At 44.3% G+C, this 23,477-nt stretch carries 24 protein-coding genes and 1 riboswitch; of the genes, 18 read left to right on the plus strand and 6 right to left on the minus strand.

From position 1 onward, the window contains the following. Positions 1 to 5: 5 nt before the first annotated feature. Positions 6 to 872: a sterol desaturase family protein gene (locus BROSI_RS15740; RefSeq protein ID WP_052564725.1), complete on the minus strand. Its 867-nt coding sequence runs from the start codon at positions 870 to 872 to the stop codon at positions 6 to 8. Between the two features lie 55 nt (positions 873 to 927). On the opposite strand from BROSI_RS15740, the gene BROSI_RS15745 reads away from it, so the two are divergent. Further along, on the plus strand, positions 928 to 1,311 hold the full coding sequence (locus tag BROSI_RS15745) for a hypothetical protein (protein ID WP_052564726.1): 384 nt from the start codon (positions 928 to 930) through the stop codon (positions 1,309 to 1,311). Positions 1,312 to 1,571: 260 nt separating this feature from the next. Here the strand turns inward: BROSI_RS15745 and BROSI_RS15750 are convergent, their stop codons facing one another. Continuing rightward, positions 1,572 to 1,772, minus strand: coding sequence for a hypothetical protein (locus BROSI_RS15750; RefSeq protein ID WP_052564727.1), 201 nt, complete (start codon positions 1,770 to 1,772; stop codon positions 1,572 to 1,574). 216 nt (positions 1,773 to 1,988) lie between these two features. Next, complete coding sequence (locus BROSI_RS15755) at positions 1,989 to 3,320, minus strand: ArsB/NhaD family transporter (RefSeq protein WP_052564728.1); 1,332 nt, start codon at positions 3,318 to 3,320, stop codon at positions 1,989 to 1,991. Between the two features lie 195 nt (positions 3,321 to 3,515). On the opposite strand from BROSI_RS15755, the gene BROSI_RS15760 reads away from it, so the two are divergent. Beyond that, positions 3,516 to 3,971 (plus strand): CBS domain-containing protein, encoded by a 456-nt coding sequence (locus tag BROSI_RS15760; RefSeq protein WP_052564729.1) that lies wholly within the window; start codon positions 3,516 to 3,518, stop codon positions 3,969 to 3,971. A 17-nt stretch (positions 3,972 to 3,988) separates the two neighbouring features. Here BROSI_RS15760 and BROSI_RS19285 read toward each other — a convergent pair whose 3' ends face one another. Continuing rightward, entirely contained in the window at positions 3,989 to 4,153 is a 165-nt protein-coding gene (locus BROSI_RS19285) for a TrmO family methyltransferase domain-containing protein (protein WP_230400702.1), read from the minus strand. Then, positions 4,131 to 4,448, minus strand: a complete 318-nt coding sequence (locus BROSI_RS20015; protein WP_157842570.1) for a hypothetical protein — start codon at positions 4,446 to 4,448, stop codon at positions 4,131 to 4,133. The genes BROSI_RS19285 and BROSI_RS20015 overlap by 23 nt, the downstream gene beginning before the upstream one ends. Before the next feature lie 314 nt (positions 4,449 to 4,762). Here BROSI_RS20015 and ltrA point away from each other — a divergent pair, with 314 nt between their 5' ends. Further along, entirely contained in the window at positions 4,763 to 6,064 is a 1,302-nt protein-coding gene (gene ltrA / locus BROSI_RS15765) for a group II intron reverse transcriptase/maturase (protein ID WP_052564730.1), read from the plus strand. Positions 6,065 to 6,177: 113 nt separating this feature from the next. Here the strand turns inward: ltrA and BROSI_RS15770 are convergent, their stop codons facing one another. Further along, positions 6,178 to 6,423, minus strand: coding sequence for an SAM-dependent methyltransferase (locus BROSI_RS15770; protein ID WP_052564731.1), 246 nt, complete (start codon positions 6,421 to 6,423; stop codon positions 6,178 to 6,180). Positions 6,424 to 6,725: 302 nt separating this feature from the next. Here BROSI_RS15770 and BROSI_RS15775 point away from each other — a divergent pair, with 302 nt between their 5' ends. The 15 genes from BROSI_RS15775 to BROSI_RS15840 all read left to right on the plus strand — a co-directional run bounded on the left by BROSI_RS15775 (position 6,726) and on the right by BROSI_RS15840 (position 23,290). After that, positions 6,726 to 7,049: a PadR family transcriptional regulator gene (locus BROSI_RS15775; RefSeq protein ID WP_200891771.1), complete on the plus strand. Its 324-nt coding sequence runs from the start codon at positions 6,726 to 6,728 to the stop codon at positions 7,047 to 7,049. Then, positions 7,046 to 8,464: a 4Fe-4S binding protein gene (locus BROSI_RS15780; protein ID WP_052564733.1), complete on the plus strand. Its 1,419-nt coding sequence runs from the start codon at positions 7,046 to 7,048 to the stop codon at positions 8,462 to 8,464. The genes BROSI_RS15775 and BROSI_RS15780 overlap by 4 nt, the downstream gene beginning before the upstream one ends. A gap of 107 nt (positions 8,465 to 8,571) precedes the next feature. Continuing rightward, a complete protein-coding gene (locus BROSI_RS15785) occupies positions 8,572 to 9,360 on the plus strand; it encodes a sulfite exporter TauE/SafE family protein (protein WP_052564734.1) in 789 nt (262 codons plus the stop codon). Next, positions 9,357 to 9,503, plus strand: a complete 147-nt coding sequence (locus BROSI_RS20020) for a hypothetical protein (RefSeq protein ID WP_157842571.1) — start codon at positions 9,357 to 9,359, stop codon at positions 9,501 to 9,503. The genes BROSI_RS15785 and BROSI_RS20020 overlap by 4 nt, the downstream gene beginning before the upstream one ends. 33 nt (positions 9,504 to 9,536) lie before the next feature. After that, a complete protein-coding gene (locus BROSI_RS15790) occupies positions 9,537 to 12,089 on the plus strand; it encodes a cation-translocating P-type ATPase (RefSeq protein WP_052564735.1) in 2,553 nt (850 codons plus the stop codon). A 162-nt stretch (positions 12,090 to 12,251) separates the two neighbouring features. Beyond that, complete coding sequence (gene macA, locus BROSI_RS15795) at positions 12,252 to 13,409, plus strand: macrolide transporter subunit MacA (RefSeq protein ID WP_082059256.1); 1,158 nt, start codon at positions 12,252 to 12,254, stop codon at positions 13,407 to 13,409. After that, a complete protein-coding gene (locus BROSI_RS15800; RefSeq protein ID WP_052564736.1) occupies positions 13,409 to 15,346 on the plus strand; it encodes a MacB family efflux pump subunit in 1,938 nt (645 codons plus the stop codon). The genes macA and BROSI_RS15800 overlap by 1 nt, the downstream gene beginning before the upstream one ends. An 18-nt stretch (positions 15,347 to 15,364) precedes the next feature. Next, complete coding sequence (locus BROSI_RS15805; protein ID WP_052564737.1) at positions 15,365 to 16,771, plus strand: efflux transporter outer membrane subunit; 1,407 nt, start codon at positions 15,365 to 15,367, stop codon at positions 16,769 to 16,771. A 125-nt stretch (positions 16,772 to 16,896) separates the two neighbouring features. Then, positions 16,897 to 17,205, plus strand: a complete 309-nt coding sequence (locus tag BROSI_RS15810) for a PadR family transcriptional regulator (RefSeq protein WP_052564738.1) — start codon at positions 16,897 to 16,899, stop codon at positions 17,203 to 17,205. A gap of 89 nt (positions 17,206 to 17,294) precedes the next feature. Further along, on the plus strand, positions 17,295 to 17,717 hold the full coding sequence (locus BROSI_RS15815) for a hypothetical protein (protein WP_052564739.1): 423 nt from the start codon (positions 17,295 to 17,297) through the stop codon (positions 17,715 to 17,717). A 167-nt stretch (positions 17,718 to 17,884) separates the two neighbouring features. Further along, the gene (locus tag BROSI_RS15820) at positions 17,885 to 18,841 is read left to right on the plus strand and encodes a transporter (protein ID WP_052564740.1); all 957 of its coding nucleotides are present in this window, start codon (positions 17,885 to 17,887) and stop codon (positions 18,839 to 18,841) included. 67 nt (positions 18,842 to 18,908) lie between these two features. Further along, positions 18,909 to 20,099 (plus strand): chromate efflux transporter, encoded by a 1,191-nt coding sequence (gene chrA, locus BROSI_RS15825; RefSeq protein ID WP_052564741.1) that lies wholly within the window; start codon positions 18,909 to 18,911, stop codon positions 20,097 to 20,099. A gap of 267 nt (positions 20,100 to 20,366) precedes the next feature. Beyond that, positions 20,367 to 20,486: riboswitch (cyclic di-GMP riboswitch) on the plus strand. A gap of 48 nt (positions 20,487 to 20,534) precedes the next feature. Beyond that, on the plus strand, positions 20,535 to 22,022 hold the full coding sequence (locus BROSI_RS15830; RefSeq protein ID WP_052564742.1) for a sigma-54 dependent transcriptional regulator: 1,488 nt from the start codon (positions 20,535 to 20,537) through the stop codon (positions 22,020 to 22,022). 560 nt (positions 22,023 to 22,582) lie between these two features. Next, positions 22,583 to 22,927, plus strand: coding sequence for a hypothetical protein (locus tag BROSI_RS15835; RefSeq protein ID WP_052564743.1), 345 nt, complete (start codon positions 22,583 to 22,585; stop codon positions 22,925 to 22,927). Between the two features lie 180 nt (positions 22,928 to 23,107). Then, the gene (locus BROSI_RS15840) at positions 23,108 to 23,290 is read left to right on the plus strand and encodes a hypothetical protein (RefSeq protein WP_052564744.1); all 183 of its coding nucleotides are present in this window, start codon (positions 23,108 to 23,110) and stop codon (positions 23,288 to 23,290) included. The last annotated feature ends 187 nt before the right edge of the window (positions 23,291 to 23,477 follow it).

Raw genomic sequence — 23,477 nt, forward strand, 5'->3', positions numbered from 1 at the left:
GGGGATTAACGGCTTTCAGTGGATTTCCCCCATGTGCGATGCGTGATCGCATAGCCCGTAATCTTGCCGATAAAGGGAATCGCTAGCATGCCACGTAAATTTACGCAATGCTTTGTGTCCCGAAAATCCCTGAGACCGATCGTCATACCTTCATGGCCCATGTAGGGCTGGGCCCGGTAGGTGCCTAACAAGAGGTCCCACCATGGCAGGTTGAAGCCAAAGTTGCTGTTGGCCTCGTAGTCCTCCATCGAGTGGTGCACCCGGTGCATATCTGGCGTCACCATGAACCACCGTAGCACATAGTCTACACTGTGCAGCATGCGCACGTTACCATGGTTGAACATGGACGTTGCATTGAGCACCACCTCAAATGCGACAACCGCCAGCAGGGGTGGTCCCAGCACCAAAATTACTGCAAACTTGATCAGCATGGAAAGCATGATTTCCAAAGGATGAAACCGCACGCCGGTGGTGACATCGAAGTCCAGGTCTGCATGATGCATGCGGTGTATCCTCCAAAAGACTGGAATAGCATGGAACATCACGTGCTGCAGGTAGATGGCGAAGTCCATGATGACCACGGATACTATGATGACAATTCTCTGAGGTATCTGGAAGTAATTGAAAATGCCCCATCCGTGCTTTTGAGCAAATACCGCCATGCCTACCGCTGCCGTGGGAAAGATGATGCGCAACAGGAAGCTGTTCAGGAACACGACTCCCAGATTATTAATCCAGCGAAATACCTTTGAGGCTGTGAGCACCCGCCTGGGTGTAACCAGTTCCCACAAAGCCATAACCGCCAAGATACCGAAAAAGAAACCGAGGCGAATGACAACCTCATGGTTCATGACAAACTCACGAATGTTCATGTTTTTGATTGAACAGTCAAAAGATAGATACAAAGACGTTAGTTACTATAGCTGAATGCAGACCGTTTTTCAATACGAAGCTTTCATTGTCCGATCTTTTGAACCTAATTATATCAACGAACTCGAGGATACATATACCAGAGATATTGATGATGCCTTTGACAAGACTCCAGACCTCGAGAAGCCATTCTTCGTTGCACAAATGGGTTGGCGACGGGCAGAAGCATCTCAACAGAGAGAAGAGTTGGCGAGACAGCACGCATTAGAGGCAGAGGCAAAGGTCAAGCAACTCGAATCTGAAAAAGACAAGGCCTGGAAAACCCGAGAAAAGAAGAGACAGGAACAAGAGGCTGCAAGGCTGCGAAACCTGCAAGATTCTAAACATATTCGTAAGCGTCTGAAACAGGCCAAGAAGCGCAAAAAGAAAAAGAAGAAATAGGATGATGAATTCTGACAGAATGACTGAGGTCGCCTTGATTAGTGATTAATATATTGACAATAAAAGACAATTCCCCATTTTCATGAGGACAAGTTTGCTCCCTGGTCTGCCATAACAAGACAATGGCGCATAGAACCTGTCCTCGTGGAAACGGGGATTTGTCCGAAAAACCTGATGTTGAAATTCCTCCAAAACGGCAAGTTTTAAGAGATACCAGCCCTAAAACCATCCTGAATGGCGAAAAATAGGGTTAAAACCTTTCATCTATCAGAACTTATCACATGAGGGCGTTTTGTTAAAGGAACAGGCCTTTTAAGTTTTGTATTGTATTCTTTTTTGATTTTTTCAGCGCTTTCCTTCATTTCCTTTATTATCTCTTCGGTACTCATTTTAGCCCGCTTATTATGCAAGTCTTCCATGATTTTATGAATTTCTTCCATACTTTTATCTTCTTTAATCATTTTCTATCACCTCCATCGGCGAATATATCTCAATTTCCTTAACTAAGCTAAGAACTACCCGCACAGCGGGGAGAATGAGCGACCCTTTTTATCCTCCAATGGTTGAACGGTATAGGATTCATTTTGTTTGAGCAAGTCTCCCGGTTAGCACAAAGTACCCTTCAAAAGGAGGGCCAGAGGGGGTTGTGACATTGCCGGGAAAGTGCGGCCCTGATATCAGACGAACACATAATATCTGATGATAACATAGATGGTGGACAAGACCAGTGTTTCCAGGGTAATTGGTATTGAATAGACAAGAAATTTTCTGAAGGTTATGGGATACCCCGCCTTTCCGGAAAGACCGATAGTAATAACATTGGCAGAGGCGCCAATCGGGGTGCCGTTTCCTCCAAGGCAAGCGCCTAGCGCCAGAGACCACCAAACGGGCATAAGGGTTGCATGCTGGAGAAGGGGTTTAATATCCCATCCTCCCGGCAATATGGCCTCTGCCGTATCCCTTACCAGGGGTATCATGCTTGCCACAAAAGGGATATTATCCACAATCGATGAGCCTATTGCTGAAAACCACAACAATACCACCGACAGGGTGAACATGCTCTCAGCGTTGGGGTTTGTCAGCGCTATCAGACCTTCGGAAAGCTTTGAAATGAGGCCGACCTTAACAACACCACCTACGATAATAAACAATCCTATAAAAAAGAACAGGGTTGACCATTCTAATTCCCGAAGCACGTGATGCACGTCTTCTTTAGAAATGATGAGCAGCACTGCCGCGCCGACGAGCGCTATGGTCGCCGGCTCATAGTGAAACATTCCATGAAAGACAAAGCCGAGCATAACCAACCCCAAAACACCAAGAGATTTTTTTAACAAACCAATGTCTTTAATCAATGCGTATTCGTCCATAGCAAGTATCTTCTTCCGCACTTCTTCTTTCACATGCATCTTTTTTCCGAAGATGAATTTCATAGTCAGGATAAATCCGGCAAACACGAATAACACGGCGGGTGTTAGATGATAAACAAAGTCCATAAAGGTAAGCTGCACCTTGCTGGCAATCATGATATTGGGGGGATCGCCAATGAGCGTTGCTGTGCCGCCAATATTGCAGGCCATGACCTCGGAAATCATAAAAGGAAATGGGTCCAATTCCAACTCCTCCGCAATGAACAACGCGACAGGAACAAGAAGCAAAACGGTCGTAACATTATCAAGCAGCGCGGATGCAAACGCAGTTATACACGCAAAGAAAACGAGGATCGGGAAAGGCCTGCCTTGTGCAAGTTTTGCCGATTTAATCGCGATAAATTGAAATATTCCCGTTTTCCTGAGGATGTCGACGATAATCATCATGCCTATGAGTAAAAAGATCACATTATAATCTATCGCGTAATGTTCATCATAAAAGGCCTCGTGCTGACTGACGATTTTGAGGATTATCATCAACCCTGCGCCAATTAATGCCACCTTTGTTTTATCAATTTTTTCCGAGACAATTAATCCAAACGACACAAGAAATATCAGTGTGGCAATCCAAAAGACCATAACGTTTGTTTCCTCATTTTTAATGAAAATAATTGATTATCGTATTTGAAAACGTAAAATAGAGTAACATAAAAAACAGTAATTAAAAATTAAAAATAATAAAATTTGCAATTGGGTGCATTTTTTCTATTTCTTGATATGACACGTTAATAAGGATCGAAATATTTTTTCATGGTGGAAGGGGGGGAATAGTTCATGAAGGTTAAGGACATTATGAGTACAGACCCAACGGTAGTTCCTATCTCAGGCACATTTTTGAACCTTATGGAGATGCTCGGAAAGATCAGATTTCATGTCATATTCGTGGTTGACAAGGATGAAAAACTTGCCGGGGTTGTAACCGAAACGGATCTTTTAAAGGTGCTTATGCCGAAGTATTTAAACACGGGTGATGCGTTATTTTCGATTATGGGCGAAGATTATTTTGACAAAAGATGTCATGAGTGCAAAAATTTAAGTATTACTGAAATTATGTCAAAGCCGATTATGGCCGCTACTGCGAGTGAGAACGACACGATAATCAAGGTGGCCGCCGCCTTGCTGAACAAAAAAATACATGCCGTCCCCGTGTTAAGAGACGGCAAGGTTGTGGGAATTGTGTCCAGATTACTCCTTTTACGATACATGACGAAGGTTATCAAAAAGAAATAGGAGGATTTAAAGTAAGATCAATATTCGAGTTTATTTACCCAGTCGGGATATCTCGTTCCTTCAACGGCATCATAGGGAGGGGTATACGGTTTTATGTCTATGAGGGGTGTTCCATCCAATACATCCAACCCTTTGACTTTGAAGGTATTCCCGTTCCTTTCAATCACTTTTACCGTAGTCATGCCAATGGGATTGGACCTCCAGGGACAACGGCAGGCAAATATACCACCTCCGGCACCTCTTTTTCCCCTGGGGTCTCATTTTAAGCTTGAGCGTGCCCAACGAAGGGTAGCGCCTACTAACGGGTGCAAGTCCCGTCATGGCAAAAGCCGGAAGCCATGTAGCTTGGATGGCATGGGGTGATGGAAACGTTACCTTTTGAAGCCCATCGACAAAGTGTCGCAAGGCGGCATGAGCAACTATCCGGGTTGTAACGAGAGTGAACGTAGAAGTAGCCTCGTAAAGATTGATATCCACTGGCCGAACCTCTTCAATTTAGGTGAAGGCAGAACCGATGTATTGATACTGGCGTGACGATACAAAGGCGGTGGCGGGGTAGCAGCGGCGACACGGATGGAAAGAGGAGCTATCAACTGGGGAAACCCTCCTTGTCCCTTGCGGAAACGTAAGGAGCAAATGTATGCCTTATAAGTTAAAAGGCGAAGTGGGCAGAAAGACAAGAGGGTGGCGGATGAGTCCGTAGTAGTGAAGATGGCAAGGACAGCATAACCTTGCCGGAGCGAAGGGCTCTGCTGTATCTAAATCTTTCTTTAGAGGTGAGGCAGGGAAGAATGACAAATGCTTCCATAAGTCTGCAGGAACTGAGGAGGAAGATATACATCAAGGCGAAGACCGACAAGCACGGGAGGTTTTGGGGATTATACTGTCATATCAGCAAGGATGAACTTCTGAGAGAAGCCTATCGACTGGCAAAGGCCAACGATGGAGCACCTGGAATCGATGGGAAGGACTTTGAGGACATCGAGAGGGAAGGACTGGAAGGATTTCTGGAAGGGATAAGGCAGGAACTCCTCGAACGGACGTACCGGCCGTTGCCCAACAGACGGGTAGAGATACCGAAAGGCAACGGCAAGACCCGAACCCTTGGAATACCGACGATAAGAGATCGGGTAGTCCAAGGGGCACTGAAGCTCATACTTGAGCCGATATTTGAGGCAGATTTCAAGGACTGTTCCTATGGGTACAGACCGAAGCGTCATGCACATCAGGCGATAGATCGGGTGACAAAAGGCATACTCCACGGATTGACCAGAGTAGTGGATGTAGACTTGAGCGGATATTTTGACAACATAAGGCATCACAAACTGTTGGAAAAAATAGCCAGGAGGGTGCAGGATGATGACATTCTGCATCTTTTAAAACTCATCCTCAATGCGAACGGGCGGAAGGGAGTGCCGCAGGGTGGAGTGATATCTCCGCTACTATCGAACATCTACCTGAACGAAGTGGATGAGATGATGGAACGGGCACGGGAAGTAACCCGACGTAAAGGATATGATAACCTTGGCTTTATACGGAGTGCGGACGATATGGTCATACTCGTGCACGGGCATCCGAAAGAGGACTGGTTGCTCCAGAAAGTACAGAAACGACTCAAGGAAGAGCTGGACAACTTAGAGGTTGAAATGAATCTGGAGAAGACGAAGGTAGTAGACCTCAAAAAGGGAGGTAGTTTCAGCTTTTTGGGATTTGATATACGCCTGAACCGCAATTGGAAAAGCAAGATCTATGTCAGCAAGACGCCGCGGAAGAAGAAGTGCATTGAAATCGGCAAGAGAATAAGAGCAGTGCTCAAGGCAAACTGGAACAAGCCTTTAAAAGAAGTAATTCAGGCAGTAAATGCAGTAATACGAGGTTGGGTGAATTACTTTCGGATAGGCAATAGCAACAGTACTTTCTGTAAAGTCAGGAATTATACTGAGAAGAAGGTGAGACGGTTTGTCACGAAGAGGAAGAAACGCAAGGGCTTCGGCTGGAAGCGGTGGAGTAGGGAGGTAATATATCAGGAATGGGGATTGTATAATGATTATCGAATACAATACTTACACCCGAAAACAGCTTCATGTCGATAGGTGTATAATGCCTTGCTGAGAAGGGAACAGGAAAGCCGTATGAGGGAAAACCTCACGTACGGTTTGACGAGAAGATGCTGGAAATAGGGTATGGTTGAGATATTGTGACACTCTCAAAGGAAACGGAGAGAAACGGGGAACACTAACTTCAGCCTGTAGCTACTACGCCAGTGTTTTACTCTACCCTTGTCAACCTTGTCTAGCCAATAAAGGATGATAAGGTGGGAATAGTCATCAATCCCTTCCAAACCATCTGCATAGTTGGTGTCAATGACTATTTCTGTAATAGAGTCCTGCCACCCACCAAACTTTGGCTGTTTAATGGGACTTTTAATATAACCAATGGATTTTAATTGCATACTATTTCTCCTTTAAAGTACACCTGTAATTTATTCTTCCAAAGCATCGACAAGGATTCCATCCTTTTTAATCTGTTCTATAAGAATCTCTCTCAGTATATCAAAAGCGTTTAACATCATAGGATTTGTCAACCGGTAATGAACGATATTTCCCTCTTTTGAATTTTAGTCATAAGAGAATGTTAGAATTATAATATTCTCTGTATTTCTAAAATACGATAATACCTCCCGTATTTCAGTAAAAATATTATTACTTTTTGTTTGACAGTAATATCTAATATCGATATTATAAACCGATATCTATGAACAATATTAATGAATCCATGTTACGAGACATCCATCTCGCATTTATAAAAATGCATATCCTTTACCATGCCTCAAAAGAGGAGGTCTTTGGCATTGGTTTGATTGAAGAACTAGGGAGACATGGATACAAGCTTAGTCCGGGTACGTTGTATCCAACGTTGGCAAAGATGCAGGAAGCGGGTCTTTTGACCTGTGAATGCAGGACTGTCCGACACAAACAGCGGAAATATTACAAGATTACTCATGCCGGTCTTGAGCTGCTCGACGAGGTAAAGGTCAAGTTGAAGGAATTATATGACGAGGTTGTGAAAGGAAAATGAAAAACAATTCTGATTATCAAGGATATGATGTACTAAGAATACGGCCAATTCGGTCGATGGTTTTATGGCCAGGATTTCCTTATATTTTCCAGGCAACGATGCTTGCGGTATTTATTTCCCTTGCAGTTATTGGTTGTGGCCATTTTGCACCGGAAGGGGTGAATGATAAACTTTACGCAAAGACGAATATTGTTAATTTAATGGTTTGGGGACTATGGTGGCCTTCCATGGTGTGGCTTGCCGTTTTATTCGGGCGGGTTTGGTGTATGGTGTGTCCTTTAGAGCTTGTTGCCAATGGAACCGAACGAGTTGCACGAAGATTGGGAGTCAAACAACTTGTTCTTGGCAAGTGGTTACGGTCGGGTGCGTTGATCGTTGGAATATACGCCCTTATCCAATTACTTGTCGCCGGTGCACATCTGCACCGCGTTCCGGCTTATACCTCATTGTTTCTATGGGGATTGCTTGGGACGGCTGGACTGGTTGGTTTCTTTATAAAAGACCGTGCCTTTTGCCGTGGATTCTGTCCGGTGGGACTTTTGTTAAGTACCTACGGACGAGGCGGGATGCTGGCGGTACGCGCCGGGTCGGGCCGGATCTGTAATACCTGTACGGGCAAGGATTGCATTATGGCATGCAACCGGACCAAACTTTCTGGACGCAGCTGCCCAAGTCTGCTGAATCCTCCGAAATTGAACAGCAATCGTGATTGTCTTGTCTGCGGTCAGTGCATAAAAGCGTGCAAGCCTGATAATATGCAATTAATCTTGCGCCGTCCCTTTCATCCATCAGACGTTCGCGAACCCGCCGCCTCATGGCCTGTCACCATTTTTGTCATAATAGTTTCCGGATTTGTAACCGGGGAGTTGTGCAGTGAATGGAAAACTGCTCAATCCGTGTTTCTCTGGCTTCCTGATCATTTTACAGAATACTTTAGTCTTTCTTCTGTGGGAGGGTGGATTGAGGGCGTATGGATGATAGGTATATATCCATTACTATTATGGTTTGTGCTTGGTATTTTGGCTGCTTTCAATAGCGATAATGCATTTGTAGTAATAAGGTCATGGCGGTTCCTGGCGCTTCCTTTAGCAGTCATCGTTTCTTCAGGACACATGGCGAAAGGACTGGCAAAGTTTACTTCCTGGATAGGCTTCTTTCCTCATGCATTAAAAGACCCTATGGGCATTATGACCGCTTCAGGGATAAGTTCAAAAGCTATTCAGCAACCGGTGCCTCTTTTATCAATATCTGTTGTTTCTCTTATAGGAATGGCACTCGTTATTACGGGCATTTATTTCTCCATACGTGAAGCTCGTTTGGCCAATCCTGAGACCTACCATCAGCGTTTGGCCCCAAAATTAGTACTGGTTGTTCTCTTTGCTTTTATCATATTTGGGTGGGGTTACATAAAGTAATTTTGGATTTGAGATTTACGATGTTAGATTTGAAACTTAAAAGAAAATCGTAAATCGTAAATCCTCCTTCGAGTCTTATCGTTTCTGAAAATGGAAAGGACATAAAAATGGTTTATCTGATTATCTGTGCTATTGCCCTTATTGTTTCTGCCTTAACGCTCTTTTCGGGTTTTGGGCTGGGAACGCTCCTTATGCCCGCCTTTGCAATCTTTTTCCCCGTAGAAATTGCCATTGCAACAACTGCCATCGTCCATCTGGCAAACAACATCTTTAAGCTGGCACTCGTTGGTAAGATGGCGGATTTTAAAATAGTACTTAAATTTGCTATCCCTGCCTCAATTATGGCCATTGCCGGGGCATTGTTGTTGAACTATTTTGCAAATATTCAACCCGTTGCAGAATACCATCTTGCAGGAAAAACCTTTACCATTACGGCCGTAAAGCTGGTGATTGCTATTCTTTTAGCAATTTTCGCAATCTTAGAACTCAGCCCTCGTTTTGAAAAACTTGAGTTTCATCCGAAGTATGTTCCACTCGGCGGGGCGCTTTCAGGATTCTTCGGAGGACTGTCAGGTCAACAAGGTGCCCTGCGCTCCGCCTTTTTGATCAGGACAGGACTGAAAAAAGAATCCTTTATTGGAACGTCGGTTGTTTCCGTTGTTGTCGTAGATATATCACGTCTGATTGTTTATGGGGTCACCTTCTTTTCAAAAAATCTTGCTGTAATTCAGAATCAGGTTGGGATTGGATTGGTTATCGCTGCTACCTTAACAGCATTTTTGGGATCATTTCTTGGCTCGCGCCTGATCAAAAAAATCACCATGCGTACCATCCAGATTATTGTTGGGATATTATTATTTTTTATATCGATTATGTTGGGGGTTGGATTGATATGATCTATTGGATAATGGGCAAGGTTCAGTTGGGCAAAGGCCTCGGCAAGCCACAACTTGAAGAAATCGTCGCGTTCTTACAATCCATAACAGGCGTGATTCCTGAAGATGCCCTGACAATTCCCCTCATTCCATCAATGGAATAGGACCTTTTATCTATTTTTGGTTCTTGAGATAATATGAATAAATTGACTGAAATCAACACTTTTAACAGCAAGATGCGTTTCTGGTGGAGCGCTTCCAAAGAGTATTTAATTAAGTCGCTTTCGGTTGATACAGAGCGAGGTTTATTGAAGGAGCAGGTTGATAGCCACCGTCGTTCTTTTGGAGCAAATACGCTGGAAGAAATTAAGCTTACAAGGATATGGGAATTAATTCTGGATGGTGTCAAAGAGCCTATGATGATTCTCCTCTTGTCCATTGCCGCTCTTTCACTTCTCTTTGGAAAACCAGCAGAAGCTATCGTTATGGTGTTTGTGGTAGCTGCATATATTTCAGTCGAGTTTATCAATAAATTTAGAACAGATCGCACAATGGCCCGTTTACGAGAGTTGACTCAACCGATGACGAAAGTAATAAGAGAAGGCCGGATCCAGGAAATTCATACAAGCGATGTTGTGGTAGGCGACGTGGCGGTCCTTTCTGAAGGAGTGCGTATCCCTGCGGATATCCGGCTTATTGAATCCTTTGGATTATTGGTAAACGAGGCTCCTCTGACGGGCGAATCCTTTCCTGTTCAAAAAAATGATAAATCAGATAGTGGTCAAGACACTCCTCTTGCAGAAAGGCGAAATTGCGTTTTTTCAGGAACCATAATCCTGGCTGGCGAGGGCAAAGGAATAGTCATGGCAGTTGGAAATAAGAACGAGTTAGGCATCATAGCCCGTCAAGTCCAGGCGCAAAAAAAGGACAAGACCTTTATCCAGGAAGCCATGACCCGTTTGGCCAAGACATTAGCGGTTCTAGCGGTCATTGTCAGCATATTGATTCCTGCTGTTGGCTTCTTACGTGGCTTGAACGTGCAGGAGATGATTCTAACGTGGCTAGCCTTAACTTTTTTGATGATTCCTGGCCAACCGCCCGTCATCATTACTATGTCACTAGCCCTGGCTTCTTTTGCACTGGCTAACAAAAAGCTGGTTGTTAAACGTCTTCGCGGAGTAGAAGTCTTAGGACAAGTTACAGCTATCGTTACAGACAAAACCGGGACAATTACCGAAAATAAAATGAGAGTGGACAGCTTTGTTCTTCCTGATGGAACAGAAGTTAAGCCACAGTCATTGGATGACAAACTGAAACACAGGATAAGCCTTTGCTTGCCAAGGTATTCAAATGATCCCACGGATAAAGCAGTTGAAGCCTCTTTAGGTAGCTTAAATAGTAAAGATTCCTATAACTTTTTAGAGGGTTTTTCTGAAGGACACCCCTGGAGGACACTGATATACAAGGAGAGACAGTCGTCATATTCTGCAATCGCAGGGCAACCCGAAAGCCTCATTAATTTATCTACCATCACTCCCGCACAGAAAGGAACGCTTTTAAAGATTCTTCAGAAAGAAACGGATAAAGGAAGTCGCGTGGTTGCCTTTGCCATTAAGGAAGGTATTGAAGGTAAGGATGTTTCACCAGAAGGCTCAGAATTCTTAGCATTGGCAGTTCTCTCAGATCCGGTAAGGCCCGATGTTAAAGAAGCAGTAGCTTCTCTCCTTAAAGCAGGTATTTCTACTTACATAGTCACGGGTGACCATCCTACAACAGCGAGAATGGTTGCCAGGGCTATTGATATTGATAGCGATGTATTAAGCGGAAACGATATGGAGAAGATGGATGATCGGGCTCTTTCTGATAAACTCTTTTCGGTAAAGGTCTTTGCCCGAATTTCTCCTACTCAAAAACAACGTTTGGTCACACTTTTAAAGCAAAAAGGTGAAACAGTGGCAGTGATAGGTGATGGGGTTAACGATGCGCCTGCTCTTAAGGCATCCAATGTCGGGATTGCAATGGGTGAGATAGGTACCGATTTAGCGAAAGAAGCAGCAGATTTAGTTTTAACGGATGATAACTATGCCCATCTCCCTGAGGCTATATTGTTAGGCCGTAAAGCGCTTGATAACTTTCGCAAAGGGTTAACTTATTATCTCTCAGCAAAAGCAATTTTGTTGTCCATCTTTTTGATCCCATTGGCGCTTGGTATCCCATTCCCCTTTGCACCAATCCATATAATTATGACGGAACTTCTCATGGATCTGGCCTCATCGACAATTTTTGTGACCGAAGCTGCTGAGCCTGATGTAATGAGGAGGAAACCTCAGACAATAACTAATTTCCTTAATAAAACAATCGCATTGCGCATTTTTAGAAATGGTTTTTTTCTTGCAATAGGAATTTTAACTTTATATCTGTGGTTGTACTACCATACCCAAAATGTCATTTTAGCCCAAACCGCGGCTTTTGTAACATGGCTTCTGGGGCACATCATGCTTGCTTTGAATCTAAAGCAAGAGAAGTTATCTCTGCTCAAACAAGGAATCTTCTCTAATCGTTTCGGTTCTCTGTGGCTGGTAGGAATGCTTATTCTATCCTTTATAATCACAACAGTTCCGTTTGTCCGTCCTTATCTTCATACCTCATCCTTGCCTCTAAATGTGTGGCTCGTAATTTTAGTAGTGGTATTCATTTCAACCTGGTGGATAGAACTGTCAAAGGTCATCCATACAAGGTTTCAACAGTAAATCTATGCTTTCATTCAATAGAGAAGGACAAATTTCTTTAGCCGTATCAGGAGGTTGTAAGCGGCAAAATGGGAAAGTATTTTAAGACAACACAAAAAGGCAAAAGAAACTTGAATGATGAATGAATACCTTGTCTGTAAGCAAGATGGATGAGAAAATAACATGAGAATCAGCTCTGCAGCGATACTAATTATTATTTGCATATCGCTGACATCCGGTGTCGTTTCTTGGTTCATTATGAGCAAAAAATCCAGGATCGGCAATTACCTGACGGCAAAAGTTATCCGCGGCAATATAGAAAATACGGTGACTGCCGTTGGGGTATTGCAGCCTTTTTATTATGTGGATGTGGGCGCTCAGGTTACAGGACAGCTCAAAACACTGAAAGTGAAGGCGGGCGACAGTGTCAAAAAGGGACAGTTGCTTGCCGAAATTGACCCGATAATCTTCCAGGCAAAGGTACTGGAGGCATCTGCTACCCTTGAGAATCTGAAGGCGCAGTTGAAAGTCAAGGAGGCGCAGTTCCTTTTCGCCAGGCAACAACATGCCAGAAACAGTGACCTCATCAAGGAGGATGCCGTTGCCGCAAAGGATTTCGAGACAACAGAGGCATCCCTGAAGACATCACAGGCCGAGATCGAGGCAATCAACGCTCAGATAAAGCAGTCAGAGGCCACTCTTAAGTTGGCGGAGGCAAACCTTGGTTATACGAAGATTACCGCTCCGATGTCAGGCGTGGTTGTCTCCGTTATTGCCCGGGAGGGACAGACGCTGAACGCAAACCAACAGACACCGGTTATTCTCCGAATTGCAGACTTGAATACCATGACGGTATGGGCACAGGTCTCTGAAGCAGATGTCTCAAGGTTGAAGCCAGGACAGGAGGTTTATTTTACCACCCTCGGACAACCTGACCGCAGGTGGGTGGGAACGCTCAGGCAGATACTCCCGACTCCTGAGGTTATTAACAATGTTATTCTATACAATGCTGTTTTTGATGTCCCTAATCCTGATGGAGATTTGAAGGTCCAGATGACGATGCAGGTCTTCTTTGTTCTTGAAAAGGCGCAGAATACGCTGATTATCCCTGCACAGGCCCTTCAATTACCTAAAAAGAAAGCACAAAACATGGTATGGGTGTTAAAACCGGACGGAACAGTGGAAAGCAGGGATGTTACCGTAGGGGTTATGAATGCAGTGTCCGTGGAGATACTCTCAGGTCTTCAGGAAGGGGAGACCGTTATTACGGGCACGGTACAACTTCAAAGGGATGGTAAAAAAGGCGGCGGTCTTGGCGGGAAGAAGGGAGGGAAGCTCTGATGCCTCTTATTGAGATGAAGGACATTAAGAAGGTCTTCCGTTCCGGCGAGACTGATGTGCAGATTTTGAAAGGTATATCCATATCCATAGACAGCGGCGAGTTCGTGGCGATCATGGGGCTGTCCGGCTCAGGCAAAAGCACCCTCATGAACCTTATAGGCTGCCTTGACCGTCCCACATCCGGGACTTACCTCCTTGGAGGTGAAGATGTCTCCAGCCTTTCGCCTGACAGGCTCGCCGAACTCAGGAGATACACCTTCGGGTTCATCTTTCAGCGGTACAACCTGATTTCCGTTCTTACTGCCATGGAAAATGTGGAAGTGCCGGCGATTTATGCCGGAATAAAAAGGCAGGAGCGCCATGAAAGGGCTGGGGAGTTGCTTGCGTCTCTCAGATTGGGCGAGAGGTTTAATTACAGGCCTTCCCAACTCTCCGGCGGACAGCAACAACGCGTCAGCGTGGCGCGGGCACTCATGAACGGAGGGACGGTCATCCTGGCTGACGAGCCTACAGGCGCTCTGGACAGCAAAAGCGGTGCAGAGGTGATGGAGATATTGCACAGCCTGCACCGAAAAGGGCATACCATCATCATGGTTACCCACGACCCGGCATTAGCCAGCCATGCCAACCGCACCATACGCATAGCTGACGGCGAGATAGCCGGAGACGAAACGGTGAGAAAACCGGAATTATTAGTCGCGGTCCCCTCTGAAGTGAAGCATAACAGACATACCGCCGGAGCAGCCGACATAACCGAGTCCGTGAAAATGGCGCTCCACTCTCTGCGCATCAGCAAGTTCAGGACATTTCTCACCATGCTTGGCATAACCATCGGGGTTGCATCGGTAGTTGCGATGCTGGCTATCGGAAACGGGGCAAAACAGGAAGTCCTTTCAAGGATTCAGGCCATGGGAACGAACCTTCTGGTTGTAAAGCCTGGCGCACCCGGCGTGCGCGGCGCGGGAGGCATCATAACGACCCTTGTGCCTGAGGATGCCTGGGCCATAAAGGATCTTCAGGGTGTGGTGACGGCGGTTCCGGAAGTGGTCCAGCCGGTTACCGTCCGTTACGGTAGCAAAGACTATGTTACTTCCGTAGACGCAACCAGTGAAGACTTCCCGTCTGCACGGAACTGGACGACAAGTATCGGAGCATTCTTTCAAAGTGAAGATTTAATGCGATATGCACAGGTCGTGGTTTTAGGTCAGACCGTTGCCGATGCCCTTTTCCAGATCGGGGAGGATCCCACCGGCAAATATGTCCTCATGGGGAACGTCCCATTTCAGGTCATAGGTATAATGGCTGTGAAAGGGGCTGATCCACAGGGTAATGACATGGACGATATGGTCTGGGTACCTCTTACCACCGGAATCATCAGGCTTATCGGACAGAGATATCTTAAATCCATTTCTGTGCAGGTGACTGATGAGGCTGTGATGGATGATGTGCAAAAGGCAATCGAAAAACTCCTCATCCAGCGCCATAAGATAGAGGACTTTCAGATAAGGAGTATGGCTGCACTCCTGGAAATTGCGACACAGACACAGAACACCCTCACCTATCTTCTTGGAGCTATAGCAGCCATATCGCTTATTGTGGGAGGCATAGGGGTTATGAATATCATGCTCGTGTCCGTCACGGAACGGACAAGGGAGATCGGCATCCGCATGGCAGTGGGAGCAAGGGGACTCGATGTGCTATTACAGTTTATAACCGAGGCTGTGGTTGTATGTCTCATCAGTGGTGTTATAGGCATAATTGCCGGCATTGGAGGGGGGATTGCCGTATCAAAGGCGATGGGCTGGCTTGTCATATTCTCAGCAATTCCGATTGTTCTCGCTTTCGGCTGCACCTTTGCAACCGGCATAATCTTTGGCTATTTGCCGGCAAAAAAGGCAGCGGGACTTGATCCTGTAACGGCATTGGCTACGGAGTGAAAAGAGGAGAATAACCGCATGACTCTCAACGTTAACGTGAAATTTGTTCTACCCGTCGTAGCAACCGTCCTTTCGGGATGCGCAGTCGGCCCGAACTATGTCCGGCCCGATATAAAAGCTCCAACTTCATGGAAAGCCTCAGAAAAAGACAGAGCGACATTATGGCCGCAGGCTGAATGGTGGAAAAACTTTTCCGATTCCAAGCTGGAAAGGCTTGTGAATGCCGTGCTGAAAAACAATTATGATATCAAGTCGGCAATAAGCAGGATAGATCAGGCAAGGGCACTGGCAAAGATCGCAGGGTCAGGCTTATTCCCTTCAGTTAATGCCAAATCGGGAACCAACCGGGATCAGAGGTCAACGACTATAGCACGGGGTGGCAGGGTGAGAACCTCCAATTTATATACCATGCAGACGACCGCAAGCTATGAGCTTGATATTTGGGGAAAAAACCGTATGACCGCTAAGGCAGCCAAAGCAAGGATAGAGAGTAGCATTTATGACTGGCAGGGTATTCGCCTCGCTCTAACTGCCGAGGCGGCTACAACCTATTTTCAGTTCCTTGTCCTCAATGACCGCCTTGAGATTGCGCACAAAATAACAGAGGCTCAAAGGGGGATCATGGATATTATAGAAAAGAGATACCGCACCGGCATGGTGTCGGGGCTCGACCTTGCACAGGCAAAAGCGAACCTTGCATCCGTAGAGGCAACGATCTCCGCTATAGAGCAGCAGAAGAAGCAGATATTAAACGCGATTGCTGTCCTTGCAGGCGAAAATCCCGGAGACATAGAAATCAAAAACGGCTCTCTTATGCTCGCGGTAATTCCCGTGTCAATTCCGGAAGGGCTGCCTTCCGGACTCCTTGAGCGAAGACCGGATATTAATGAGGCAGAGGCAGAACTCATTGCTGCCAACGCCGATATGCGAGTTGCTAAGGCGGCTTTATTTCCATCCATAACCCTCACTGCACAAGGTGGCTATGCAAGCCAGAATCTTTCAAGCCTGATAAATCCGGCAAGCACACTCTATTCTCTCGGAGCAAATATAGCGGCAACAGTATTTCAGGGCTACCGTCTGAGCGGGGAATATGAAAGGATAAAGGCCCGGTATCAAGAACTCATATATAACTATCAGAAGGCCATGATTTCTGCATTCAGTGATGTGGAAAATGCCCTCATTGCCGTAAAGAAACTTGACGAACAGGAAATACTTTCTACCGAGGCGGTCGACCATGCGCAAAAGGCATACAACATCTCGGGAGTTCAATACAAACACGGGCTTGTGGATTATACAACGGTTTTGCAAACCGAAGCGGCGCTCCTGAACAACCGCAATACTCAAATACTTACAAGGCTCAACAGGCTTATCGCATTAACAGGTCTTTATAAGGCCCTCGGAGGCGGTTTTGAAGGGAAAATATAAGCATAATTAATAGGTTTTGCTGGTTATATTTCATTTGCATGAGAAAAAAGAATTGACAATAGTGTTTTATTAGTTATTATCTAATATCGATAACGTTATACGATAATAAAATAATGGAAAATTTTATGGATCCAGTTGTCCGAAACTTTTTTCTTGGGTTTATTAAAACTCACATCCTGCATCATGCATCTAAAGGGCCCATTTATGGCCTCTGGTTTATCGAAGAACTAAAGAAACATGGATATGATATTAGCCCAGGAACACTTTATCCGATCCTTCATTCAATGGAAAAGGACAAATTTCTTCGATCGTATCAGGAGGTTGTAAACGGAAAAGTACGGAAGTATTATAAAACGACAGCAAAAGGCAAAAAAACCTTGAACGAGGCAAAAGATAAGATTCAGGAATTAATAAATGAAATAATGGAGGTCTAAAAAATGTCAAATTTCTTCTGTAACGTGAAAGATTATCTCAAAAGGGTCTTTTTTATTCTTGATTTAGATAAAGGAAGGAGGTCATTAAGATGAAATATTATAAGAAACCGGTAACAATTGTATTTCTTTTTGTGGCGTCTCTTTTGGGAATTGGGCTATCTTATTGTTTTGCTCAAGCTGAATCAGAAGTGCATGGAGTGGCGATAGTGTCTATGGATGTCCCTTTAAGCGTTAGCATTGGAAAAAAGGTCAATATTGAAATAGTCGTTGGTAATGAACAGAAAACAAAGGTGGCTACAATATTGACAGTAACTTGCCATGAAACAGGGCAGCAAATAGGCAGAGAGGCTTTAAATCTGGATGGTTCATCCTCAAAAAAAATTGTATATACCTGGAATACCGGAGGACTCAAGGAAGGAACTTACCGAATACATGCAGAAGTGGAAAAGATTCCTGGCGAGACTGACGTTGATGATAATGTAAAACATTTAGAAGTTGCTTTGGTACGCTAGATAATTATCAGAGTATTAGCATTTGATAATTAATTGTTGAATTTAAATTGTTTAAATGGAATTTAACAGAACCTATTTTCAGGAATAAAAGGACTCTTTTTGATTGTTGTAAATGTTCCAAGAAAATTTATTTTCCCATGATTTTCATGTGATGGAGAAGAATTCCGATGAAACAGAGAAGAATAAGAAATTGGTTTCCTGGAAATTATGAAGAGATTGTAGTATTTCATGGTAAACACATTATTCTTATGTGTTCTCTATTCCTTTTTGTTCTTTTCACCAGTTCATTTTCTATTCTTCTCCTGGCGGAAGAATTTTCGGGGAAAAAACCAGATCTTACCTTTTCCAACTTCTTCTCTGAAGGTTGGAAATTTGGTCAATGGGAAGAGCCCGAACAGGAACCAGACCAGTCACCACGGTTCAGACTCCTCAAGATTCCAGCTACTGTCTTTGAGCGCGAAATACGTATGAATTACTCGTTTACCAATAACGGTGATAGCGGTAAACTTGACGAGCAAAAGTGGGAGTTTGAATTTGAGATGCCTGTCAGCCGAAGACTTTTAATAGAAGTTGAACCGGCAATTGTAGCGGTATCCCCGGAGAACGATGATGATCACAGTGGCTTGGGTGATACCTCATTCATAACCAGAGTAATGCTTATGGAGACACGCAATACTACACTATTATCTCTCCTGGATATAAAAATTCCTACAGGAAATGAAGATCTTGGATTAGGAAGTGGTATGACGACTATCCGCCCAGGTATCGGTATGTGGAGAGATCTCGGTGGACACTTTGCCCTCCACAGCTTTTTGAAGCTTGATATTCCAGCCGGGGGTAAATCCGATGAGGACCCGGATACTACAATTATCTATGGTTCTGCCTTGACCAAGACTGTTACACCAAAAGATACCCCATTCTTTGGGAATCTTACCTTTTTTGTTGAATTTAATGGGAGTTCAGATATGGGATCTGACGATGATACTACGGTAGTAAGCATTCTTCCTGGTGCCAGATGGAATCTCGGTCGCGACTTTTGGCTCATGCCGGGAGTAGAATTTCCTGTGATCGAAAGAGATGAATTCGATACCAGGATTTGGTTTAGTGTATTAAAGGATTTTTGATGAAAGATTTGAAGAAAGAAATGTTCAGACTTAAAAGGTATGGCAGATAAACACCAGGAGTTATAGCGTGAAGGGGAAGAGAGATCTATTAACACACTTGAAGGAACTAGCCGGCGTTTTTTTTAAACTCGGCATCATTGGATTCGGCGGGCCAGCTGCACATATCGCCATGATGGAGCATGAGGTCGTCAGTAAAAAGAAATGGATGTCCAGAGAACACTTTCTGGATCTCATAGGTGCAACCAACCTGATCCCTGGTCCTAATTCAACCGAGATGGCAATGCACTGTGGATACCACAGGGCAGGATTGCCGGGTATGATTGTTGCAGGCATGGGTTTCATCATCCCGGCGACACTAATAACAGGAGCTATCGCCTGGTTTTACCAGCGATATGGTACTATTCCTGATATCAAGCCATTCTGGTACGGCATAAGACCGGCTGTGCTTGCTATTATCATTAATGCGGTATACAGGTTTGGCAAGAAGGCCTTGAAAAACTGGCAGTTGGGTATAATCGGTGCAGCAGTGATGGTTGCCTCTCTTGCGGGTATGAGTGAGGTGCTCATCCTCCTTGCATTCGGACTCCTTGGAATGTTCTGGCTTTTCCTCGTTCAAAACAAGAGCGGTATGAAAGAATCTCTTTTTCCTTTGCTTCTCTTGTCAGGAAAACCAGGACATTTAAAGACGGCGATTACAGCAACAGCACTTACCACGGGACACGTTGCTGGCAACGTATCGCTTGTTAAACTCTTTTTGGTATTCCTGAAAATCGGATCTGTGCTTTTTGGCAGCGGTTATGTGTTAATTGCTTATCTTCACGATGAACTCATTGACCGGTTAGGGTGGCTTACCCAACAACAACTTGTCGATGCCATTGCTGTCGGGCAATTTACTCCCGGACCGGTTTCAAGTGCAGTTACCTTTGTCGGTTATCAGATTATCGGAATAAAAGGCGCCATACTTGCAACAGTTGGCATGTTTTTACCGTCTTTTTTCTTCGTAGCTATGTTGAATCCGTTCATTCCGAAGATGAGGACTTCAAAGTGGTTGTCATATTTTCTTGATTCAGTCAACATAGGGGCAGTAGCGATCATGGCGGTTGCGGTAATACAACTTGCCCGTGTCAGTCTTATTAACTGGCAGACCTGGTTAATTGCACTCGTGAGTGTTGCGGTTATATTCGTATTGAAAAGAGTGCATTCCTTATGGGTCGTGATTGGGAGTTCGATGGCAGGTTACCTATTGACCCTAATTTAAGAACAATAAACAAGATCAGAATCAATAAAAGGAGGGACATTTAACTAATTGAAGTTTGCTAAACATTAATTATTCGATAAGACCCTTTGGGATTTTTCACTCCGCAACCACTTTATCTAACAAATAAAAAATAAAGTAGTTGACACCGTTCTTTTTTGTGTCTATTTTACAGTTAAGGAATTTCCAATGGTGATGGCGTTTGGTCACATTTCCGAATTGACATATAGATGATGTTGTAATACAATTTGTCCATAATTGATAAAAACAAAGCGATAAAGGCAAACCCTGAGTGATCAGGGGACGCAAAGTAAAGGGTCTTTAGACTTACAGGGAAGTAGGGATAAAGAAGACAGCCTTAATTCAGAAAAAGACAGCCTTACTGCCGGAGATGTTTTTCAGTAAATATCTTTGCAGTAAGGCTTTTTTATTTTAAAGATGAAGAAAAAAACGATCTTTACTAATATTTTGATTTTAGATATTAATCCAATTTCTTCTCCGGAAGGAAATCTTGGGCAATTTTCAAAACTCATTGGGAATATCCTTCCTCACAAAGAAACTTCTATTCAAATCATTTCGCACTTTCCGCCGGGTCCCATAGACCCTTCACCCAGCCTCATTTTTCTTCGGTCCTCTCCCGTTGAATCCTTCATAGAGGTTCTCCTTCATGTAAGAAAACATTGGGAACAGAGTTTAGTCGTCGGTCTTTTCTGTGAGGGGGAAAATACTGCACGGGGTGTTTTCCAATGCCTCGAAAGTGGGCTGGATGACTTTATCTCTTATCCTTTCAAAGAAATAGATCTGGCTCCGCGTATATTGCGGCTTGTCCAGCGGAAGAATGAGACAAGTGCTTTTCCCAGGGCTGAAGTAGTAAAAAAAATGTCCCACCGGGAACACCTGATTGGGCAATCGAAACCCTTCCTTCGCGTGATTGAGAAAATTCCATCCCTTGCCTGGTCTGATGCAACAGTCATAATTTACGGGGAGACAGGAACCGGGAAAGAACTTATTGCCCGGGCAATCCACTACAATAGCCACAGACATGGAAAACCGTTTATTCCGGTTAATTGCGGTGCCCTGCCGGACCACCTTATTGAGAATGAGCTTTTCGGGCATGCAAAGGGCGCTTTTACCGATGCCTCTACCGCAGAGAAAGGGCTTGTAGCGGAAGCGGAAGGAGGCACTCTTTTCCTCGACGAGGTAGATGCCCTTAGCTATTCCGCACAGATTAAACTCCTTCGTTTCCTGCAGGACAAAGAGTATCGGCATCTTGGTTCTTCAAAGAGCAGGGTTGCAAATGTCCGGATCATTGCCGCAACCAACAGCGATCTCAGGTATCTTGTAGAAGCCAAACGCTTTCGGGAGGATCTTTATTATCGTCTGAATGTTCTTTCACTCACACTTCCCCCTCTCCGTGAACGGGTTAGCGATATTCCCCTCCTTGCTAACCACTTTTTTACCCGTTACGCAAGGCAGAATCGCCGGGGTTTACGGCATCTTTCGGAAGGTACAGTACAAAAGCTGATTCACTATCATTGGCCAGGGAATGTGCGTGAGCTGGAAGGGGTAATGCAGCGTGCCGCAGTTTTATGCACTTCTTCTATCCTCAAACCTGACGATATCGACCTTCTTCCGCATGACGAAAGAGAGTTATTGGAAGACTGTTCTTTACGAGAAGAGAAGAAGGGGGCTTTCAGTCCATTCATTACGGCATCTGATCTTCTGGTAACAGATCAGTCCTTACAAAAGGTCAAGATACAGGCCGTCAGTCAGTTCGAACGGTCATATCTAACAAATCTCCTTATTACCCACGAAGGGAACATTACACACGCCGCAAAAGCCGCAAGAAAGGACCGGCGGACTCTTCAAAGGCTTCTCCAAAAATACAACCTGGATGCACGTGCCTTCCGGACCAAATACGAGTAATTTTTGTAACTATTTAGCCAATTGAAGTTTCATCAGACTTAGGACGTGATGCTGAAATAAATTCAGCAAGACAGCGTCTTTCATTTTTCATTCTGAACTTGTTTCAGAATCTCCTCGCAATCACTTCAGTTGACCAAATATTTTTTTTATTAATGCGGCATCTGTGCCGCATTTTCATGCCGCATATTGATTTTGCCTGTATCTCTGCGATCTTCAAGGCGATAGAAAAATATTAATCAGGAACTATTATGCGGCTAGAAACCCACACCTATTTTCAACAAACTGGTAAAACACCTGAAAAATGAGGGTAGAGAGAAATAGCTTTTTTGGCATCTCTATTGCTTTTGTTACACCATAACTATAGTAAACCGTTAATGGATTGACATGTAATAGTCATTGCGAGCGACCGCGAAGCAATCCTGACACAAAGACTTAGTCGCGAGTCTTCGGCGTGAGCTTAGACGAACGCTCAGCCGAACGATCACATCGGGCTAGCGCCCTCGCAATGGACAACTCTCTTTAAGTGTTTGTTATAGAAATATAAGAAAGAAGTGTCCGTCATGGAGGAAAAAATCTTAAACTGTAGCAATCCAGAGGTTTTGAGAGCACTTCTTGCTTACCTCATCAAGCATCAGAACGCAAAAGATACCCTGGAAGGTATTCTCGGATGGTGGTTTCCTAAAGGTTATGTTGTGCAAAAAGACGAGGTTCAACATGCCATTGATTTTTTGATTTCAAAAAATTGGTTGACAAAACACGAGACTACTAATTTTCAAAAAATCTATGGGATTAACAAGAAACAGCTCAAAGAGATCAAATCGTTTCATGCTTCATTTAAGGGAAAAGCGGATGGAAATGACATGCGAGATTATCAGGAAGTATGTGATTCATCTTTGAGAAGATGATAACAACTGGGAAAGAATCATATGAAAAAGGAGAAAAAGATGAAAGATAAAGATCGTTTTTGCAGTTTGTGTTTCTTCTGGAAATGATAACGATAAAGAGATTTTTTATCGATCCCGGTAACTTATCGAGAGTGTTCTTGGTGGTCCGGGATAAACTTCTTTATGTGAGGAGGGGATAAAATGTTAAAGAAGTTTAGTTATAGTCTTGTTGTTGTGGGTGCATTGATGTTCGGTGTAGGTGTTGTGAATGTTGCATTTATGAATTCTGCTACGGCTGCTGAGGAAAAGAAATGCGACAAATGCGGACACCTGCCATCCAAGCCTGAAAAGGATTGCAAGTGTGAATGCCACGCAAAAAAATAAGGGCAAATTGATACCATAATATGGCATGCAATAAACAAGAGGGGGGTTGTCCAAAAAGTCCCAAAAACGATTTTACTATGTAACTAGAGAGCGAAGGGGTCTCTCGTTCTCTACATGGATATATAGTAAATGGTGACTTTTTGGCAATCCCCCCTGCCCATACTGCGGTAGAGTTTAAAGCGGGCAA

The organism is Candidatus Brocadia sinica JPN1 (genome assembly GCF_000949635.1).
Classification (GTDB): Bacteria; Planctomycetota; Brocadiia; order Brocadiales; family Brocadiaceae; genus Brocadia; species Brocadia sinica.

Bases quoted from the DNA above. Each gene is read 5' to 3' on its own strand.
- BROSI_RS15740 (WP_052564725.1), bottom strand. From the start codon at position 872: ATGAACATTCGTGAGTTTGTCATGAACCATGAGGTTGTCATTCGCCTC.
- BROSI_RS15745 (WP_052564726.1), top strand. From the start codon at position 928: ATGCAGACCGTTTTTCAATACGAAGCTTTCATTGTCCGATCTTTTGAA.
- BROSI_RS15750 (WP_052564727.1), bottom strand. From the start codon at position 1,772: ATGATTAAAGAAGATAAAAGTATGGAAGAAATTCATAAAATCATGGAA.
- BROSI_RS15755 (WP_052564728.1), bottom strand. From the start codon at position 3,320: ATGGTCTTTTGGATTGCCACACTGATATTTCTTGTGTCGTTTGGATTA.
- BROSI_RS15760 (WP_052564729.1), top strand. From the start codon at position 3,516: ATGAAGGTTAAGGACATTATGAGTACAGACCCAACGGTAGTTCCTATC.
- BROSI_RS19285 (WP_230400702.1), bottom strand. From the start codon at position 4,153: ATGACTACGGTAAAAGTGATTGAAAGGAACGGGAATACCTTCAAAGTC.
- ltrA (WP_052564730.1), top strand. From the start codon at position 4,763: ATGACAAATGCTTCCATAAGTCTGCAGGAACTGAGGAGGAAGATATAC.
- BROSI_RS15770 (WP_052564731.1), bottom strand. From the start codon at position 6,423: ATGCAATTAAAATCCATTGGTTATATTAAAAGTCCCATTAAACAGCCA.
- BROSI_RS15775 (WP_200891771.1), top strand. From the start codon at position 6,726: ATGAACAATATTAATGAATCCATGTTACGAGACATCCATCTCGCATTT.
- BROSI_RS15780 (WP_052564733.1), top strand. From the start codon at position 7,046: ATGAAAAACAATTCTGATTATCAAGGATATGATGTACTAAGAATACGG.
- BROSI_RS15785 (WP_052564734.1), top strand. From the start codon at position 8,572: ATGGTTTATCTGATTATCTGTGCTATTGCCCTTATTGTTTCTGCCTTA.
- BROSI_RS20020 (WP_157842571.1), top strand. From the start codon at position 9,357: ATGATCTATTGGATAATGGGCAAGGTTCAGTTGGGCAAAGGCCTCGGC.
- BROSI_RS15790 (WP_052564735.1), top strand. From the start codon at position 9,537: ATGAATAAATTGACTGAAATCAACACTTTTAACAGCAAGATGCGTTTC.
- macA (WP_082059256.1), top strand. From the start codon at position 12,252: ATGAGAATCAGCTCTGCAGCGATACTAATTATTATTTGCATATCGCTG.
- BROSI_RS15800 (WP_052564736.1), top strand. From the start codon at position 13,409: ATGCCTCTTATTGAGATGAAGGACATTAAGAAGGTCTTCCGTTCCGGC.
- BROSI_RS15805 (WP_052564737.1), top strand. From the start codon at position 15,365: ATGACTCTCAACGTTAACGTGAAATTTGTTCTACCCGTCGTAGCAACC.
- BROSI_RS15810 (WP_052564738.1), top strand. From the start codon at position 16,897: ATGGATCCAGTTGTCCGAAACTTTTTTCTTGGGTTTATTAAAACTCAC.
- BROSI_RS15815 (WP_052564739.1), top strand. From the start codon at position 17,295: ATGAAATATTATAAGAAACCGGTAACAATTGTATTTCTTTTTGTGGCG.
- BROSI_RS15820 (WP_052564740.1), top strand. From the start codon at position 17,885: ATGAAACAGAGAAGAATAAGAAATTGGTTTCCTGGAAATTATGAAGAG.
- BROSI_RS15830 (WP_052564742.1), top strand. From the start codon at position 20,535: ATGAAGAAAAAAACGATCTTTACTAATATTTTGATTTTAGATATTAAT.
- BROSI_RS15835 (WP_052564743.1), top strand. From the start codon at position 22,583: ATGGAGGAAAAAATCTTAAACTGTAGCAATCCAGAGGTTTTGAGAGCA.
- BROSI_RS15840 (WP_052564744.1), top strand. From the start codon at position 23,108: ATGTTAAAGAAGTTTAGTTATAGTCTTGTTGTTGTGGGTGCATTGATG.